General features: G+C 62.2%; 17 protein-coding genes. 8 read left to right on the top strand and 9 right to left on the bottom strand.

The features are described 5' to 3' along the window. Positions 1-109 precede the first annotated feature (109 nt). Both LB513_RS24985 and LB513_RS24980 read left to right on the top strand, forming a co-directional pair. Positions 110-850: a DUF899 domain-containing protein gene (locus LB513_RS24985; RefSeq protein ID WP_224666159.1), complete on the top strand. Its 741-nt coding sequence runs from the start codon at positions 110-112 to the stop codon at positions 848-850. A 61-nt stretch (positions 851-911) separates the two neighbouring features. Continuing rightward, positions 912-1,646 (top strand): SGNH/GDSL hydrolase family protein, encoded by a 735-nt coding sequence (locus LB513_RS24980; protein ID WP_224666158.1) that lies wholly within the window; start codon positions 912-914, stop codon positions 1,644-1,646. 7 nt (positions 1,647-1,653) lie between these two features. Here LB513_RS24980 and LB513_RS24975 read toward each other — a convergent pair whose 3' ends face one another. Then, positions 1,654-1,833 (bottom strand): hypothetical protein, encoded by a 180-nt coding sequence (locus LB513_RS24975; protein ID WP_224666175.1) that lies wholly within the window; start codon positions 1,831-1,833, stop codon positions 1,654-1,656. 184 nt (positions 1,834-2,017) lie between these two features. Between LB513_RS24975 and LB513_RS24970 the strand changes: the two genes are divergently transcribed. The 4 genes from LB513_RS24970 to LB513_RS24955 all read left to right on the top strand — a co-directional run bounded on the left by LB513_RS24970 (position 2,018) and on the right by LB513_RS24955 (position 4,182). Beyond that, positions 2,018-2,188, top strand: coding sequence for a hypothetical protein (locus tag LB513_RS24970; protein ID WP_224666157.1), 171 nt, complete (start codon positions 2,018-2,020; stop codon positions 2,186-2,188). Between the two features lie 135 nt (positions 2,189-2,323). Beyond that, positions 2,324-2,914, top strand: a complete 591-nt coding sequence (locus LB513_RS24965) for a DJ-1/PfpI family protein (protein ID WP_224666156.1) — start codon at positions 2,324-2,326, stop codon at positions 2,912-2,914. A gap of 68 nt (positions 2,915-2,982) precedes the next feature. Then, on the top strand, positions 2,983-3,390 hold the full coding sequence (locus LB513_RS24960) for a hypothetical protein (RefSeq protein ID WP_224666155.1): 408 nt from the start codon (positions 2,983-2,985) through the stop codon (positions 3,388-3,390). Positions 3,391-3,462: 72 nt separating this feature from the next. Further along, positions 3,463-4,182 carry a helix-turn-helix transcriptional regulator gene (locus LB513_RS24955; protein WP_224666154.1) on the top strand — a complete coding sequence of 240 codons (720 nt, stop codon included), beginning with the start codon at positions 3,463-3,465 and terminating at the stop codon, positions 4,180-4,182. Positions 4,183-4,245: 63 nt separating this feature from the next. Here the strand turns inward: LB513_RS24955 and LB513_RS24950 are convergent, their stop codons facing one another. The 4 genes from LB513_RS24950 to LB513_RS24935 form a co-directional block, all read right to left on the bottom strand. Next, positions 4,246-4,941 (bottom strand): DUF1013 domain-containing protein, encoded by a 696-nt coding sequence (locus LB513_RS24950; protein ID WP_224666153.1) that lies wholly within the window; start codon positions 4,939-4,941, stop codon positions 4,246-4,248. 187 nt (positions 4,942-5,128) lie between these two features. Further along, positions 5,129-5,347, bottom strand: coding sequence for a hypothetical protein (locus LB513_RS24945; protein ID WP_224666152.1), 219 nt, complete (start codon positions 5,345-5,347; stop codon positions 5,129-5,131). 64 nt (positions 5,348-5,411) lie between these two features. Then, on the bottom strand, positions 5,412-6,032 hold the full coding sequence (locus LB513_RS24940) for a hypothetical protein (protein WP_411962749.1): 621 nt from the start codon (positions 6,030-6,032) through the stop codon (positions 5,412-5,414). A 44-nt stretch (positions 6,033-6,076) separates the two neighbouring features. Continuing rightward, entirely contained in the window at positions 6,077-7,177 is a 1,101-nt protein-coding gene (locus tag LB513_RS24935) for a YadA-like family protein (RefSeq protein ID WP_224666151.1), read from the bottom strand. A 417-nt stretch (positions 7,178-7,594) separates the two neighbouring features. Here LB513_RS24935 and LB513_RS24930 point away from each other — a divergent pair, with 417 nt between their 5' ends. Next, positions 7,595-8,734: a helix-turn-helix transcriptional regulator gene (locus tag LB513_RS24930; RefSeq protein ID WP_224666150.1), complete on the top strand. Its 1,140-nt coding sequence runs from the start codon at positions 7,595-7,597 to the stop codon at positions 8,732-8,734. A gap of 42 nt (positions 8,735-8,776) precedes the next feature. On the opposite strand, the gene LB513_RS24925 is transcribed toward LB513_RS24930, so the two are convergent. After that, positions 8,777-9,895: a helix-turn-helix transcriptional regulator gene (locus tag LB513_RS24925; RefSeq protein ID WP_224666149.1), complete on the bottom strand. Its 1,119-nt coding sequence runs from the start codon at positions 9,893-9,895 to the stop codon at positions 8,777-8,779. 322 nt (positions 9,896-10,217) lie between these two features. Between LB513_RS24925 and LB513_RS24920 the strand changes: the two genes are divergently transcribed. Then, a complete protein-coding gene (locus LB513_RS24920) occupies positions 10,218-10,835 on the top strand; it encodes a LysE family transporter (RefSeq protein ID WP_224666148.1) in 618 nt (205 codons plus the stop codon). 88 nt (positions 10,836-10,923) lie between these two features. Here LB513_RS24920 and LB513_RS24915 read toward each other — a convergent pair whose 3' ends face one another. The 3 genes from LB513_RS24915 to LB513_RS24905 form a co-directional block, all read right to left on the bottom strand. After that, the gene (locus tag LB513_RS24915; protein ID WP_224666147.1) at positions 10,924-12,018 is read right to left on the bottom strand and encodes a helix-turn-helix transcriptional regulator; all 1,095 of its coding nucleotides are present in this window, start codon (positions 12,016-12,018) and stop codon (positions 10,924-10,926) included. A 38-nt stretch (positions 12,019-12,056) separates the two neighbouring features. Further along, positions 12,057-13,163, bottom strand: coding sequence for a helix-turn-helix transcriptional regulator (locus tag LB513_RS24910; protein ID WP_224666146.1), 1,107 nt, complete (start codon positions 13,161-13,163; stop codon positions 12,057-12,059). A gap of 255 nt (positions 13,164-13,418) precedes the next feature. Next, positions 13,419-13,559 carry a DUF1127 domain-containing protein gene (locus tag LB513_RS24905; protein ID WP_224666145.1) on the bottom strand — a complete coding sequence of 47 codons (141 nt, stop codon included), beginning with the start codon at positions 13,557-13,559 and terminating at the stop codon, positions 13,419-13,421. Between the last annotated feature and the right edge of the window lie 168 nt (positions 13,560-13,727).

The raw sequence follows: 13,727 nt of genomic DNA, 5'->3' as shown, positions 1-13,727 counted from the left end.
CTGGCCTAGGGGGATTGCGTCCGCGTCCTTTCTTTTTTCCTTTCGGCAAACGCCAATGTCGGCTCGCTTCTGTCGCGAACGTCCTTGGGGTTTCTGAAGGGAGAAATCCATGCCTAGCAACAAGGTGGTTTCGCGCGAAGAGTGGTTCCAGGCGCACAAGGCGCATCTCGCGCGCGAGAAGGAGCTGACGCGGCTTCGCGAACGCATTGCCGCCGAGCGACGTGAACTGCCCTGGCTGAAAATCAGGAAGGACTACGTCTTCGAGACCGAGCAAGGGCCCAAGAACCTGGCGGGCCTGTTTGGCGTCAACAGCCAGTTGATCGTCTATCACTTCATGTTCGGACCGGGGTCTACCCATCGCTGCGAAGGCTGTGCCTTCTTGGCCGACCATATCGACGGCGCCGACCAGCATCTGCGGCATCACGACGTGTCGCTGGTGGTGATCTCGCGTGCGCCGCTGGCCGAGCTTCTGCCCTACCGGCAGCGCATGGGCTGGAAGTTCAACTGGGTATCGTCCTACGCCTCGGATTTCAATTTCGACATGCAGGTCTCCTTCACCGACAGGCAGATCGCGGCAGGCGACACCACCTACAATTTCGACACCCGTCCTCGGACATCGAAGGAACTTCCTGGCACCAGCGTCTTCTTCAGGGACGACAATGGCGACATCTTCCTCACCTTCATGTCGCGCGCCCGTGGCGGCGAGGCGCAGATCGGCGCATATGACTATCTCGATATGACGCCGAAAGGCCGCAACGAGAACGGCCCCTATCATGGCCTCATGGATTGGGTGCGGCTGCACGACGAATACCAGGATAGCCGAGCCGCTGAACCGGGTTGCTGCGATTGAAGATCGTTCACGCGGGCCCGAACATGCGCTAAGCCTGCCCTGACAGTCTCAGGTAAATGCCATGCGTTTTCCCGCCTTCATCACCTGGCTCGCCTTCCCCGTCTACATCTGGCAGGGATTGGGCGTTCGCCGCCGCACCACGCGCATGCTGCCGGCGCAAGGACCTGTCATGCATGACCTCGCCGGCGAAGCGCCGCCGATCTCGCTTCTGGTGTTGGGCGATTCCTCGGCCGCCTCGGTCGGCATCGGCAACTCCGAGGACGGCTTGGCCGCGCAACTCGCGGTGCTGATTTCCCGGCGGACCGGCCGCGCGGTGCGATGGCGTGCCGCCGGCTTCAACTCTGCAACGTCAGGCCAGATCCGAGATCATGTGCTGCCCAATCTGTCGGCCGATCCGTGGACGCATATCGTGCTGGCAATTGGCACCAACGACACCAAGAATTTCCACTCCGTGCCGCGCTTCAAGAAGGATTTCGGCGGCCTGCTCTATGCGCTGCGCGCCAAGTGGCCGGAAGCGCGCGTGGTATGGTCGCCGGTGCTTGAGTTTACGCGCGCGCCGGCCATGCCGCGCCTGCTTGGCGAGATCCTCGAAATCCGCGCGGCCGCGATGAACCGGATGGGCGAGCGCCTTTGCCTGGAGCGCGGCGCGGTCCCCGCACCTCGCCTGCCGATCACCAACCCCGAGGTCGGCTTTGCCTCCGACGGCTTTCATGCCTCGGAAGCCGGCTATCGGGCATGGGCCGAGCATCTTGCCGGCCCGGTGCTTGCAGACTGGAGACCGGGCGCGGTCGGTTGACTTCGGCCTAATTCAAATGACCTAGGGCCGCCGCCAGCGAGATTGCCGCCATGGCCAGTAACGCCAGCTTCCAGAAATCGCCACGGCGTTTCAGCCCCGGCCACCCCAGCGGCTTGATCAACTGGATGACCATGAAACCGACAATGACCAGGGCGAGGATTTTCGTCATATCGCCTTTGACCAGCAAGATCGGTGCGTGTCAAAGCGGTTGGCCGGCGTCGCGATCGCGCCGCGCGTGGCAGCAGTGGGCCGATAGCCGTGGCTGCCTTCGAAGCTGGCCCCTTCACCGTTGCACGAGGCGCCGCCCTCCTGACAGACTGCTGTCAGCAGGGGTATGCGATAGTGTCTCCATCAGAGAGAGGAGACTGACGATGGACGGTTACAGCATTCTGCGCGGCATGCGCCACTATGTCGGCAAGGTACGGACGATGCGCAACGAGATCCGTACTCAACGATTCATGAACTCCCTTCCAGCAGACATCCGCAAGGATATCGGCTGGCCCGATATGTATGACGACCGCGGCGCTTGCGGCAATCGATAAGGGTTTGTCAGCACGGCGGTTGGATATCGGCGCGTCGAACGCTCAAATATCAAATGCATGGTGCAGAAAAGCCGCCGGTCGGATGCACGGCATGTGTGAAAACCAGGTCAGGCGCGCGTGGGATGGAGCGAGCTTATGAGCGATCAGAAGACAATCGGCTTTCTATTCATAGAAGGCTTTGCCGACTGGGAATATGGGCTGCTGGCTGCGTCGGCGGTCGAATGGTTCGGTGCCCGTGCCATATCGCTGACGCCGGACGGCAAGCCGGTTTCAGGGGTCAGTGGCTTCAGGTTGGTCCCTGATCGTTCGGCCGGCCCTGACGAGAATAACGATCTTGACGCCATTGCCGTTATCGGCTCCGACCAGTGGTTTGGCGAGGCTCCGCCGGATGTCGCCGAACTGCTCGGATCTGTTGCGTCGCGCGGCGGCGTCGTCGGTGGCATCTGCGCCGGGACGCTAGCACTAGCCCGGGCGGGCATGTTCGAAAAGGCCAGGCACACCAGCAATGGCCGGGACTGGATCAACGATCACGTCCCCTTCTATGCCGGCGACCGCAACTACCAGGACGTGCCCTATGCGGTGGCTGACGGCAGAATCGTTTCCGCGCCAAGTTCGGCGCAAGGCACGTTCGCACTCGCTTTTCTGAGGACGCTTTATCCCGACAGGGTCAGCGATCTCGCGAAAATGCGAACGCTGTTTGCCAAGGAATATGCTGAAGGCTCCTGACAGAATGCTGTCAGGAGCCACATGCGATGGTGCACATTGCTGCGCCTCGGCAGTGGGGATGGCGATCAATGAAATGCTGGAATGAAAGGCTGAACGCACCTGGTGTAGGCGTCGTCAAGCCGACGCCGCGTACGGTGGGAGACGTCGTCGAGGGCCAACCGATGCTGGTTCCGACTGCGCGCCAGGTCGACGACTTCATCCGCACTATTCCCGAAGGCTTTGATATGGACGTTCGTGCACTTCGCACGGCACTAGCTGTTGGGAATGGCGCCGAAGTGACATGCCCCGTCACAATAGGCTATCATTTGCGCACCGTCGCCGAAGCCGCAAACGAGGATCTCGAGCGCGGCATTGCGTTGACCAACGTGGCGCCCTTCTGGCGGGTGCTTGATGCCAACACGCCGACAACGAGCAAATTATCCTTCGGCCCGGAATTCGTCGCCGAGCGGCGCAAGCACGAAGGACTCAAACCATAGTGCACGTCGTGGGAAATCCGGAACGGGTCTCGGAACACGACATGTGGGCACACAACACTGAGGGACCATACGATGCGTCGTGCCGACAGGCTCTTTCAGATCGTGCAGCACCTGCGTGGTGGCCGTCTGGTCACCGCACAGAAACTCGGCACATGGCTCGAGGTTTCCGAGCGAACCATCTACCGCGATATAGCCGACTTGCAGTCGACCGGGGTTCCGATCGACGGCGAGGCCGGCGTCGGCTACATGATGAGGGAAGGTTTCGACCTTCCGCCGCTGATGTTCACGCGTGACGAGATCGTGGCCCTGGTGGCCGGCGCCCGCATGGTGCGCGCCTTTGGCGGCGCCGCCATGGCCCGAGCTGCAGAGGAGGCGCTGGTGAAGATCGGCGCCGTGTTGCCCGACGCCGAGAAGGACCGCATCGCCCGCACAGAGATCCACACGCCGATGTGGGTGGTCAGCGACGCTGCCCGTGAAGCCATCGACCTCATCGAACGCTCGATCGAGAAACGGCAGGTGCTGACCGTCAACTATTCGGACGAGGCCGGCCGTGGCAGCGCGCGCGATATTCGCCCGCTTGGCCTGTGGTTCTGGGGCAAGGTGTGGACTTTGGTCGCCTGGTGCGAGATGCGCGACGACTTCCGCGCCTTCCGCATCGATCGCATCGCTTCGGTGGTCATCGCCGGACGCACCTTCAAACCCGAGCGCGGCAAGCAACTTGCCGACTTCTACCGCGCCGTGGAGCGCAGCGAGGATTACGGCATGGCGCCGGATCGCGTGGCGCGAAGCTGAGGCCGCCTGATCTCACAAAAAAGCCCGCTCGAAGCGGGCTTTTTTCATTATGGGTGCGAGATCTCACTCGTCGTCGTCATTGTCCGTATTCTTGGACTTCAGCGCCGAGAGCTTTGCGAAAACGGCGTTGGCGTCGAGTTCGGCATCCTCGTCCTTCGGCTTCTCGGGTGCCGGCACGAGGCGCTCGGTCAAGGCCGCCGGCAGCAGCGTATCACCGGCCGGCTGTGCCTGTTCGCGGCCGCGCGAAGCGCGGTTGACTTCCATGTCGAGGTCGATCTGCGAGGCGAGGCCCAGCGTCACCGGATCCATCGGCTGCAAATTGGCCGAGTTCCAATGCTTGCGTTCGCGGATCTGCTCAATCGTCGACTTGGTGGTGCCGACCAGGCGCGAAATCTGCGCATCCTTGAGTTCGGGATGGTTGCGCACCAGCCAGAGAATCGCATTGGGGCGGTCCTGGCGCTTCGACAGGGGCGTATAGCGTGGGCCTTTGCGCTTGGATTCGGGCACCCGCACCTTTGGATCGGAAAGCTTGAGGCGCTGATTCGTGTCCTTCTCGGCGCGGGCGATCTCGTCGCGGGTCAGCTGGCCGGTCATGATCGGATCCATGCCCTTGATGCCTTGCGCCGATTCACCGTCGGCGATCGCCTTGACCTCGAGCGGATGCAGCCCGCAGAACTGGGCGATCTGTTCGAAGGACAGCGCGGTGTTGTCGACCAGCCAGACGGCGGTCGCCTTGGGCATCAGCAGCGTATTGGCCATGTAAAAATCCTTCTCGTTCGCCCGCGTTCCCGCGCGGGCGGTGGTTTAGAGCCACCAAAATGGGAAATTCGCGGCATGTATAACCGCTCTCTGGTCGTTTCGCAACGGTTTTGGGAAAGCCAGGCCGAACCCTGCCATTCGTTGGCACGGACAAATCGAATACGAATTGCGAATCGAAAGGTCCGGTCTAACCACCATCCACCCGGCCGTCATGGGCCCGGTCCAGTTTGCTCTTATGGATACGCTCCAATATTGCGCGGGCAGCCTCGGCCCGTTCCTTCGGCCGGCCGGTCAGATGCTGGCCGCCCAGGGAAGCAGGCATCTCCATCTCGCAATCCCAGACCGTCCATGCGTTTGTCGGGTCGAGTACGCAAACGTACCGCTCATGTCCTTTTTCAATCGTCAATGTGGGTGCTCCCGATGTCGGGCCGGGCAAATCTGGCGCGCACCATCGCTAGATGCTGCACACGCTATGGCTTTGCCGGTTTGGTTTCCGTCTTCGGCTGCACCGCGATCGAAGGCGCATCCGGGGGTGGGCCGGGATCGGCCGGCTTCGGCTGCCCCTCGACAGGCGTCTCGGGCGCTTGCGGCCCGCCCGGCGTGAGGTTGACCGAGACGCCGAAAATCTTCCACTGCCGGTTCACCGGTTCGAACAGAAGCTCGAAATTGAGCTGCATCGGCACCGACGGAAAGAACCCCGCCATATGCAGCATGCCGCTGGGCTCGATGCGCGGCAGCAGGGTCAATTGGGGCTCGAGCACCGCCACCGCGCTGAAGTCGAGGCCTTGCTTGCGCTGGTTGGCAAAAATATCGCCGAGTTTGGCGGCGCTGTTGGTCTGGAAGTTGGGCGAGCCAAGGTCGCGCAGCACGGTGTAGTTGCCGGTCTTGTTGGCCTGATCGAGCGCCAGCAGGGCGCTTCTCGTCAGGATCAGCACCCCATTGCGGTCGATATCGGCGGCACGGGCCATTTTCTGGCCGACGCGCTTGTCCTTGGCCTGCGCATTGGCCGCCAGCGGCGGCCCGGCGATCGTCGCCAGCGCCAGAAAGGCTCCGGCAACGATCGCCCCCCGCCCAAGACAGCTTGGCCGCACGCTGGTCCGCCTTGGGCGTGCAGTTGGCACTGTCCAAGCCAAGATCAATTAAGCGTCCAGGATGCGCCGAGGCTGACGCCGACATCGCCACGGTCGGTTGTTGCCGAGATCGCGCCGTTCAGGCGGAAATCCAGGCTTGGATTGTAGCCGAGGCCGAGCGCCAGGCCGGACTGCCCCTTGAAATTACCGAACCCACCGGCAAGCGAAAGCTTGCCGGGTCGATCGTCGTAACGCAGCCCTGCCGTGGCAAGCGCCAGAGCCGTTCCGGCACGCGCCTCGGTGCGGTTCTCGCTGATCTGGCCACCGAGATCCTGGAATCCGCTCTCCAAAGCGCCGACGCGACCGTCGAGTTGAGTGATGTTGTTGGTGTTGGTCGTCACGCGAGTGTCCAGATCCACGATCGCGCTGGTGTTGTTTGTGATGCGCGTCTCGTGATCTGCAAGCTCTGTCGTGTGGCTGGAGACCGTGGTGGTCAGATTGCTGATTGCGGTGGTGTTCTGCGTCACTTTTGCGGGCAGGCCCTCCAATGTCGCGACATCGAAAGTCGAGGCGGCAAGATTGCCGTTCTCATCGGTCGTCATCAAATAGGTCGTCTCGCCCTGCGCGTCCTTGCTCGCCTGGGAGGCGACGCCGGCCAGCGTATAGGTGTTCTGGCCGTTGCCGATCGCCACCTGATTGTCGCGCGTGGTCTTGACGGCTGCGCCTATCGCGACCGAGCCCGTGAAATTGGCTTCGGCCGAGGCGCCCATGGCAATTGCGTTGGATGCATTGGCCTTGGCCAGATAGCCAACCGCGGTGGAATATTCCAGGCCATTTGCACCCTGCCCGGCTTCCGCTCCAGTCCCGATGGCCGTGTGATAACGGCTCGGGTCGATCTGGCTGTCGAAGCCTGCCTTGGCCAGGGCACCTACGGCAAGGCTCTCCCCGAAAGCGCTGGTGGCGTAGCCAACGGCGGTGTCAAAGTTCGAATTTGTTTTCTCACTTCCTGTCGCGGCGAACACCCCAACTGCTACGGACTGATCGCCATAGGCAACCGTGCCGTCCCCGCAGGCAAGGCTGTCGTTCTCGTCGGCAGTTTCGTTTCCTGCCCCGCATGTAACTGCAAACGCTGTCTCAGACGCGAATGTAGAGATGGCCAGACCCATGAATCCAGCGAGAAGGATAGCGACGATCCGTGCGTCTCGTGGGCCGGACCGGCCGTGGCTTGTCGAGCATCCTGATGGCAGGATATCCGCGCAAACGATTGTTGCAGCGGTCTCTGAAATGCGCGTTGCACGTCCGATTGTTCTCGCCATCACGTCTAAAGCTCCCGTCGAATTGCCGATGCAGGAGAGAGTGCAGACAAGGCACCGAACCGAACAGTCGTCAAATGACGACTGTTCGTCCGTTTGTGAGGCCACTAACTCGGTGTCGGGTCGGGTTGTTGCCGTAGGGTCACATGTTCATTCTTGCCGAGGCTCGGAACAGATCACACCAATCGGCGGGACGCAACTTTTGCGAGCGATTCCGTGTGTTAGTCCTCCTCACGAAACCTGGTCTCCGTGAGGACCGGAAAGCTTCCCATGGCTGACGTCACCATCGAAGCCGTCTCCGCCGTGATCGGCCAAATCTATGAGGCGGCCTACGACCAGGAACGCTGGCTCGATGCGATAATTGCCCTGCACCACCTCTTCGGCGGTTCGCGCTCCTGCATTGTGCGCTTTACCCCCGAGACGCTCGAAGCAGTCGCATCCGCCCCCGATCCGGAACTCAATTCGCAGAAAGGCATCCAGGCCATGCTGCGGGACCCTCTGGCTGCGGCTTCGGCGGACTTGCCCGTCGGCACCGTCCATCGCTGGCCGCTAATGTCCGACGACACGGCATTCCGCCGCCGTGAACTCTGGCACGACTGGCTGAGGCCGCGCGATATGTATCACGGGCTGGCCTGCAACCTGCTGGCCTCAAACGGCGCCCACTGGCTGCTCCATATTCATCGCGGAGCACGGCAGGATGCGTTCGGCGCTGATGACATCGGCCTTTTGCAAAAGATCGTGCCGCATGTAATACGCGCCGGCCAGATAGGCCGGCGGCTGGAGAACATGTCGGCGCTGGCATCGGCATTCTCACACCTGCCTTTCGGTGTCTTTCTGGTAAACGGCCAACAGCATATTGTGCATATGAACGAGGCGGCCGAGGCGATACTGGCGCGCCCTGACGGTCCCCTGGGGCTGAGGGACGGTATGATTGCAGCCGCCAGCGCGCGAGAAACACAGGAATTGCAGCGCCTCGTCGTGAATGCTTGCTCCTTGCGCGACGGAGAAATGCCGGGTCTCGGCGGAACCATGTTGGTGCCTTCGGATCAAAAGCACTCGGACCTGACGCGGCTGGTGCTGTCGGTCGCACCCTTCGTCGACGCCCGCGCCTATGGCCTGGCAACGGAGCGCTGCGCGGTGATCATGGTGACAGAGGTCGCCGGCACCATCCGCGAAGGCTTCGAGACGCATCTCCGCAGCCTGTTCGACCTGACACCGGCGGAAGCCCGGCTGGCAACCACACTGGCATCGGGCCGGTCGCTGAGGGAAGCCGCGGCAGCTTCTAGCATCACCGTGAAGACTTCCCGCACCTATCTCGAGCGGATTTTCTCCAAGACCCGCACCCGCCAGCAAAGCGAGTTGGTGGCGTTGCTGAAAAGCACCGAGCCGCTGAGCGGGCGTGGCCGGTAGCCAATTGCAGCCCTGTCTCCTGGTTTTGCCAATGAGCGACCGTCAGCGCAATGCTCCCGGTAACGGCTCGGCGCCCCTGAGCAACGCGACAAGCTGGCTTTGCTGGCGGGTTCCGGTCTTGGCGAAAATCCGCTCAAGATAGGTGCGGCCCGTTTTCACCGTGATTTTCAGCGTGGATGCCGCCTCTTTCAAGGGTTGCCCCTGCGATAGCGCGGCGGCCAGCCGCGACTCGGCAGGAGTCAGGTCGAACAGTCCCGCAAGCAGCGTTGGTGACGGCAGGGTGGCGCTGGCGCTCACTGCCGTCGCCGCAACCAGTATGTCTGCCCCCGAAAAGATCTCGTGCGCGGCGCGGCGCAAAGGCAGCAGATGAATAATAAGCGCCGGCTGGCCTTCCCGCGCCGGAATGGGAATCGAGCGCACGACACGGTTTTGCTGGTTGTGAATGATCGCCTCCTGGAACAGCAGATTGGCGGATATGTCGGCCAGTGCCATGCCGCCACGCGCGGTGGCGATGAACATGGATGGCATTTTCTCCATCAGCACATTGGCAGTCAGCACATGGCCGGAAGAGGTCATCACGGCCGCGGGCAGCCCGATAGCCTCGAGCGCCGAGACGGTGGCGCTCGCCTGCTCCATGCCCAGCCGCGCCGATATCAGCCCAGCACGCGCGAAATGGGGTCGAAGCTGATCGAGCCGGTCGACCGACGACTGATCGTAGGCACCGTCCCTGATCCAGCGCTGAAAGACGAAGGTGACGAGTTCTCCGCTCGGCATGGGAACCGCGGAACAAAGATGAGCGCCGATGCCCATCGTCCGCAGACGCGTCCGCTGCACATCGCGTTCGATCTCGTCGGCTGTCATGGAAGCTTCTACATGGACGAAGCTGGCCGGCTGCAAGGCATACATCCGCATGACGCCAGGAGATAACTTCCAGTTGTCACCCATGAGGAAGTCATCGAACAGGGACCGGACGGTCTCAAGGGCGTTGCCTTGTCCTGGAGGATCGTGGCTGAACCTGCCGCGCGTCGGGGAACCATCTCTGAAAGCGAAGATCGAGCCGCTGGCAGAACCCGAAACGCCGCTCGCCGCTTCGAGCGCGCCCGCCCACAGATCCGGCACGAAGGCAGCCTCGTAGATCCTGTCCGTAAGATCATCGAACATGAGAGCGCACAGCCTCGTTCAGAGTCAGCGTCTGGTGGACCCGGATCGCCAAGCGCTCCCACACGCCATCCATTCCTGCGTGGCTAAAATGGCATGCTGGAAGCTGAGGTCAACCTTGGATTGCCGCAGCTGATTCCGGCTTAAGCGGACAGCATCAAGTCCAAAGCTGCCGAAGGTTCGTGACGCCCGCACCCACTGATGATCCTCAAACATCGGGCAGTCGGCATATGACGACTGTTCGCAGACTTACATTTCGTCCAGATTCCCCCGTCGAATGCGGCTGCCTGCGGTGCAGGAGCGGCGCTGCGGGTGGGGTCAATCGATGTTCGAGACGGGACATGCCATTGTGGCGGGGTTGCTTCCGTTCGCCGTCTCCTACGCGATGGTAGCCATGTTGCCGGGCGCCAACTTCGCCGTCGTCACGCAGGCGGCGCTAACCGCTTCGCGCGCCACAGCCCTGTCCGCTGCCGCCGGTATTGCCTTGGGCGCAAGTTCGCTGGCGGCCATGGTTGCGACTGGAACTGCCGCTTTGCCCGCCACGGGCGCCGCACATCAGGTCGCTGCCAGCCTGTATGGCGCCATGCTGGTCTTCATCGGCTGGAATTCGATGAGGCGGGCGCTGTCGACCAGGGTTGGCGTCAAAGAGCCGAAGCCTTTTCCGGTCACTCGATACTTCCGGGTAGGGTTTGTTACGGCGGTGGCGAATCCGGCGACGGCATTGTTCTTCGCATCTTCCACGCTGAATGTGGGCAGCCGCGCAGAGACCTACATATCCCTGGTCTTGCTGGTCTTTTCGATTGCCATCGCATGGTTCGGCTTGCTTGTGCTGGGCATGTCTCATCCGACCGTACGGCGACAATATAGCCGTTTCCGAAAGCATGCGGACATCGTCTTGGGCGCAGCCTTGGTGCTGATGGGCGCCGCAGCCCTTGGGCACTGATGCGATATGCAAAGAACGGAGACGTGAGGTGCGCCGCCCGGATCTCCTGCGGGGACGCGCCTTAAGCGCCCGGTCTATGCACCCTATCTCATCTTCGGCTGAGCAGTTCCGTGCTCTTGAGCAGAGCGAGGAGTTGGCTCTGCCGCCGCGTCCCGGTCTTGGCGAAAATCCGTTCGAGATAGGTCCGGCTTGTCTTGACGGTGACTTTGGACTCGGCCGCTGCGTCTTTCAGCGCAAGGCCACGCGATAGGGCCGAGGCCAGACGGGCTTCCGCGGGCGTAAGGTCGAACAGACCTGCAAGAAGGGTAGGCGATGGAACCATCGAACTGGCTTTCACCGCCGTCGCAACCACCAGAATGTCGCCGCCTGAAAAGATGTCGTGGGCGGAGCGGTGCAGCGGCACCAGGTGAACGATGATGGGGGGTTGATCGTCCTGTGCGGCAACAGGAATCGATCGAACGGAAACCGCGCTGCGGCCGCGCACCGAATCGACCGCCTGCTGGAACAGCAGATCGGATTGAGCGTCGCCGACCGCCAGACCGCCGAAGGCGATCGTGCGGAAAACAGACGGCATGTCTTCGAGCAGCGCGTTGGCGGCAAGAACCCGGCCTGCGGACGAAAGGACGGCGGCCGGCAATCCTATTCTCTCCATGGCCGACACAGTGTCTCTTGCCCGCTCCAGGCCGAGCCTTGTCGCAATCAGGCCGGCGCGGGCGAGATGCGGCCGCAACGCGTTCAACCGATCCATGTCTTCAGTGGTGGGGCGATTGTTTTCCAGCCAACGCTCGGTTGAAAACAATGCCATCTCGCCCGTCGGCATGACGACGAACGAACCAACCTGTCCGCCGATCCCCAGCGGCCGGGTCCGATCGAGGCGCAGATGATTGCTTTCCAGCGCCTCGGCAGGGAAATAATCGGCGTCGAAGACAAATGCGGAAGGGGGCGTCATCGAGAAGAGAAGCTGGACCTCCTCACTCTTTTGCCATCCATTGGCGGAGTCGAAGGCCTGCAGGACCGGGGCGATCAAGTCCGTCGCGATGAATTTCGGAGAGGCGCGGTCTTCGAACAGGACAAGCGAGGCTGCGGCGGAGTTCGAGACTGTGCTCAGGCCCTCCAGCACGCCCGGCCACAGTTCAGGCACGAACGCGGCCTCGTAGATGCGATCGGGTAGCGAAGCGATCATTCGTGCTCACGCATGGCTGCGGTCGGTTTCATCGGCGATCATGGACCGTCATCGCCCCTGTTCAATTGAGGCAGTTCGGTGCTTTTAAGCAATGCCACAAGCTGGCTTTGCTGTCGGGTCCCGGTCTTGGCGAAAATCCGTTCGAGATAGCTCCGCCCGGTCTTGACGGTGATGTTGGAGCTTGCCGCAGCGTCCTTTAGCGGACGGCCTTGCGACAGGGCCGAAGCGAGGCGGGCCTCGGCCGGCGTCAGGTCGAACAGCCCCATCAGAAGCGACGGCGACGGCACGACCGAACTGGCGCTCACGGCCGTTGCCGCGACAAGGATATCCGCGCCGGAAAAGATTTCGTGAGCCGCGCGGCGCAACGGCAGAAAGTGGAGAATAAGCGGCGGCGTGTCCGTGCCCGCGGCCACCGGGATTGAGCGGACCGACGGCTCGACCTCGCGGCGCTCGGCGAGGATGGCCTGCTGGAACAGCCGGTTGGCCTCCGCATCGCCGATTGCCAGCCCACCCATCGCAACAGGCAGGAAAATGGATTCCATGGCTTCGAACAGCGCGTTGGCGGCGAGCACACGCCCGCTCGACGACAGGATTGCCGCGGGCAGGCCCATCGCCGTCATGGCGGCAACGGTGCCTTGCGCTCGTTCGAGGCCGAGCCGAGCGGCGATCAGGCTTGCGCGGGCCATGGTGGGCCGCAGACCGTCAAGCACGTCGAAATGGACGCGGCCGTAATTGCCGTCGCCGAGCTGTCGCTGAAAGACGAAAATCGCCAGTTCGCCGCTCGGCATCGGGATGGCCGTGCAGGTGTGTGCGCCGATGCCAAGCTCGCGCAGCCGTATACGGACCGGATCGCTCGCGATTTCCTCGGCCGTCAGAAAACTGTCGACATCGACGAAGCTCGCCGGCTGGACGGCGCACATGCGTGATACGGCCGTCGAGAATTGCAACGTATCGCCGACCAGGAACTCGCCGAGCAGGTCTTGCAGCGGCCCGACGGTTCGGCCTCGAACCGGCTGGTCGTCAGCGAACAGGAATACCGAACCCGCCACAGAGTCGGAGACCGCATCTATGCTTTCCAACACGTCCGGCCATAGGTCCGGCACAAACGCGGCCTCGTAGATCTTGTCGATAAGATCATCAGACATGGGGCGTCGGCAGCTTCTTCGGCATTTCGCTCCTGGCGGCTCCCAACGCCCTCACGCGGTAACCGGTTTCAGCCCGGCAACATGCCATGCTGGGAACTGAGGTCAACCCTTCGGCCAATAAGCCTTGCCGCTCGTCCCAGAATGACAAAACCCGCCGGACAAGGTCCAGCGGGCTTGGAACCGCGACGGCAATCCGTCTATGCGGCTCTGGCTTCTATGCCCGGGTCCGCTTGCAAGAGCAGACCCGGCCTGATGTCAGATGGCCTTACGGGCGATTGTCTCGATGTCCGCGCGGCTGATGCCGAGATCGTTGAGTTGGCGCGCGTTGAGCCGGTTCAGTTCACGCACGGTATGGGTGTAGGTGCGCCAATTACGGAATGCGCGGATCGGGTTCATGGTGGTCCTCCAGACAATGTTTGATTCGATGACTGCTTAAATAGTCATCATCGATCGGGAGGTGAACGGCCGATTTTGCATAGCAATGATGCAAATGCTGCATTGCACCATTAAGGCTTTGTTCAACTTCTAGGCAGCGCTCGCAATATGCCGGCAGCTAGGCCCGCA

Source organism: Mesorhizobium sp. ES1-1 (genome assembly GCF_020164785.1).
Taxonomy (GTDB): Bacteria; Pseudomonadota; Alphaproteobacteria; order Rhizobiales; family Rhizobiaceae; genus Mesorhizobium.
Note: the sequence above shows the minus strand (reverse complement) of the source record. Positions and strands in the feature narration are given on the sequence as shown.

What these genes read in the sequence shown, in the direction of transcription:
- LB513_RS24925 (WP_224666149.1), bottom strand. Translation starts at nt 9,895, where the DNA reads ATGTTCGATGATCTTACGGACAGGATCTACGAGGCTGCCTTCGTGCCG.
- LB513_RS24905 (WP_224666145.1), bottom strand. Translation starts at nt 13,559, where the DNA reads ATGAACCCGATCCGCGCATTCCGTAATTGGCGCACCTACACCCATACC.
- LB513_RS24955 (WP_224666154.1), top strand. Translation starts at nt 3,463, where the DNA reads ATGCGTCGTGCCGACAGGCTCTTTCAGATCGTGCAGCACCTGCGTGGT.
- LB513_RS24960 (WP_224666155.1), top strand. Translation starts at nt 2,983, where the DNA reads ATGAAATGCTGGAATGAAAGGCTGAACGCACCTGGTGTAGGCGTCGTC.
- LB513_RS24930 (WP_224666150.1), top strand. Translation starts at nt 7,595, where the DNA reads ATGGCTGACGTCACCATCGAAGCCGTCTCCGCCGTGATCGGCCAAATC.
- LB513_RS24985 (WP_224666159.1), top strand. Translation starts at nt 110, where the DNA reads ATGCCTAGCAACAAGGTGGTTTCGCGCGAAGAGTGGTTCCAGGCGCAC.
- LB513_RS24950 (WP_224666153.1), bottom strand. Translation starts at nt 4,941, where the DNA reads ATGGCCAATACGCTGCTGATGCCCAAGGCGACCGCCGTCTGGCTGGTC.
- LB513_RS24910 (WP_224666146.1), bottom strand. Translation starts at nt 13,163, where the DNA reads ATGTCTGATGATCTTATCGACAAGATCTACGAGGCCGCGTTTGTGCCG.
- LB513_RS24935 (WP_224666151.1), bottom strand. Translation starts at nt 7,177, where the DNA reads ATGGGTCTGGCCATCTCTACATTCGCGTCTGAGACAGCGTTTGCAGTT.
- LB513_RS24965 (WP_224666156.1), top strand. Translation starts at nt 2,324, where the DNA reads ATGAGCGATCAGAAGACAATCGGCTTTCTATTCATAGAAGGCTTTGCC.
- LB513_RS24970 (WP_224666157.1), top strand. Translation starts at nt 2,018, where the DNA reads ATGGACGGTTACAGCATTCTGCGCGGCATGCGCCACTATGTCGGCAAG.
- LB513_RS24980 (WP_224666158.1), top strand. Translation starts at nt 912, where the DNA reads ATGCGTTTTCCCGCCTTCATCACCTGGCTCGCCTTCCCCGTCTACATC.
- LB513_RS24915 (WP_224666147.1), bottom strand. Translation starts at nt 12,018, where the DNA reads ATGATCGCTTCGCTACCCGATCGCATCTACGAGGCCGCGTTCGTGCCT.
- LB513_RS24920 (WP_224666148.1), top strand. Translation starts at nt 10,218, where the DNA reads ATGTTCGAGACGGGACATGCCATTGTGGCGGGGTTGCTTCCGTTCGCC.